The organism is Actibacterium sp. (assembly GCF_041584535.1).
Lineage (GTDB): Bacteria > Pseudomonadota > Alphaproteobacteria > Rhodobacterales > Rhodobacteraceae > Actibacterium_D.
In genome coordinates, this window is record NZ_JBFHDW010000375.1 from 1 (window position 1) to 2,113 (window position 2,113).

Annotated in this window: 3 protein-coding genes; all 3 read right to left on the reverse strand. The window is 67.2% G+C overall.

Annotated features, from left to right (window positions below; all coding sequences use genetic code 11):
* Positions 1-104, reverse strand: a 104-nt coding sequence (locus tag ABYW26_RS13770; protein WP_372605483.1) for a DUF1289 domain-containing protein, incomplete at its 3' end; no start/stop codon positions are given.
* Entirely contained in the window at positions 101-580 is a 480-nt protein-coding gene (gene ruvX, locus ABYW26_RS13775) for a Holliday junction resolvase RuvX (RefSeq protein WP_372605481.1), read from the reverse strand. The genes ABYW26_RS13770 and ruvX, both read right to left, overlap by 4 nt.
* The gene (gene ccmI / locus ABYW26_RS13780; RefSeq protein ID WP_372605482.1) at positions 577-1,797 is read right to left on the reverse strand and encodes a c-type cytochrome biogenesis protein CcmI; all 1,221 of its coding nucleotides are present in this window, start codon (positions 1,795-1,797) and stop codon (positions 577-579) included. Before ccmI ends, ruvX begins: the two co-directional genes overlap by 4 nt.
* Between the last annotated feature and the right edge of the window lie 316 nt (positions 1,798-2,113).

A 2,113-nucleotide genomic window follows, 5' to 3' on the forward strand; every position in this document is an offset into this window, starting at 1 on the left:
ATGGTGCGCAGGCAGCCGGTGCACAGCCGCGAATTCGGCTCGATCACGCAGATCTTGATGCAGGGGCTTTCGATCTCGTCGCGTTTCCAGATGTCGTCGGTCATGCCGCGCCCCGCATATGCCGCAGCCGGTCCAGCGCCCCTTGCAGGATATAGGCGGCGGCGACGTGGTCGATGACCTCGGCGCGGCGGCGGCGCGAGGTGTCGGCCTCAAGCAGCGCCCGTTCGGCGGCGACGGTGGACAGGCGTTCGTCCCAAAAGGTGATCGGCAGGTCGGTCAGGCGGCTGAGGTTGCGGGCAAAGGCGCGGGTCGATTGACAGCGCGCGCCTTCGGACCCGTCCATGTTGCGCGGCAGGCCAAGGATCAGCCCGCCCAATTCACGTTCAGCCGCGATTTCCAGAACCCGCGCCGCATCCAGCGTGAATTTCTTGCGCCGAATGGTTTCCAGTGGCGTTGCCACCGACAGCATCCGGTCCGAGACCGCCACGCCGACGGTCTTGTCGCCCAGATCCAGACCCGCCAGCGCCGCCATCGGCGTCAGCGTCGCGGCAAACTCGGCGATATCGTCAAAGACGCTCATTCCGCGACGCCTGCCTTTTGCGCCGCCGCCAGAACCGTCGCCAGATCGGCGGGGTGCTGGGCGAACACGGTCTGGGCTTCGGCCCAGATGCCGCGGGCGCGGTCGGTTTCCCCCAACACGCCCAGTGCCCCGATCAGCCGCGCCCATTCGTCAGCGGTGCCGCCGTCAGTGGCCAGACGATCGCTCAGACGTTCGACCATGCCGCGGATCATCGCTTGCCGGTCGTCATCGCTCATGTCGCCCGCCGCCTGCATGTCGGCGGCGCTGGGGCCGGGCAGGGCAGCCGCAGGCGGGGTATAGTCGACCCCGGCCAGCATCGCCAATTCGCCGATGCCGTTCTCGATGACCGGCACCCACGGATCCGAGGGCTGGCTTTGCTCAAGCAGGCTGCGCCAGATGTTAAAGGCAAGGTCAGGCCGCCCGGTGCGCGCATACAGCACCCCGGCATAAAACAGCGCGGTGCCGTTCGTGCGATCGCGCTCCAGCGTCTGGTTCAGCGCCGCCTCGGCCTCGGGCGAGACATAGCCATCGACGGCCAAAATCATCAGTTCGCCCAAGGCGGCGAAATCCTCGGCGGTGGCATTGTCGGCCTTCAGCCCGATCAGCTTGGCCTGCGCGGCATAGGCGGCGCGATAGTTGCCCAAGCCCGCCTCGCTTTGCGCCAGCATCGCCATGCCCTGCGGATCGGTCGGGCGCTCGGCCACGACGCGGCGCAGTTCCTCGACCAGCTTGGCATAGCGCGGATCGACATCCATCGGCGGCGAGACCGGCAGACGCGCCTCGGCCTCGGCCTGACTTTCGCGGGTCTCGCGGGCGATATCGGCCAGTGCTTTGCGCTGGGCCAGCGGCATGTCGGGATAACCCGGCGCGCCCAGATAGGGATAAAGCGCCAGCGACCCCACCAGCATCACGGCCGCAATCGCCCCGGCCACCGTCAGGCTGAGCCAGCGCGGCGCGCGTTCGGATTTCGGCGCGTCCTGCGCATCTTTGTCAGCCTCAAGAATGCGGCGCGAGACCTCGATCCGCACGCGCTCGGCCTCGTTTTCCGAGATCACCCCGCGCGCCAGATCCTTTTCGACCTCGCGCAGCTGGTCCCGGTAGACCTGCAAATCATAGGTGGCGGTCGGCGCGCTTGCCATCCGCCCGCGCAGCAACGCGGCCAGCAATGCCAGCGCAATCAGCGCGGCCAGACCTGCGGCGATCAGCCAGAACCCCATGGTGCCTCCCGTTTTTCGTCCATGGGGATGTAGGCGTTTCGGCCCCGATCGGAAAGAGGCAATCCCGCCGCACCCGCCTTTCAGACCGGATGTCGCGTTTTTTTCCCCAAGTGCCGCTGGCAGTCGCGGCCAATCCGGGGCAGCATTCCATTACGAAAGGGCAGACAGCCCAGGACACGGGAATCGCCGCCATGGCCAAACAACGCTATTCGGTTTTCGCTCTTGCCCGCGAGGCTTTGCGCCATCACGCCGGCTGGCAGCGGGCGTGGCGGAACCCGGACCTCAAGCCGCGCTATGACGTGGTGATCGTCGGCGC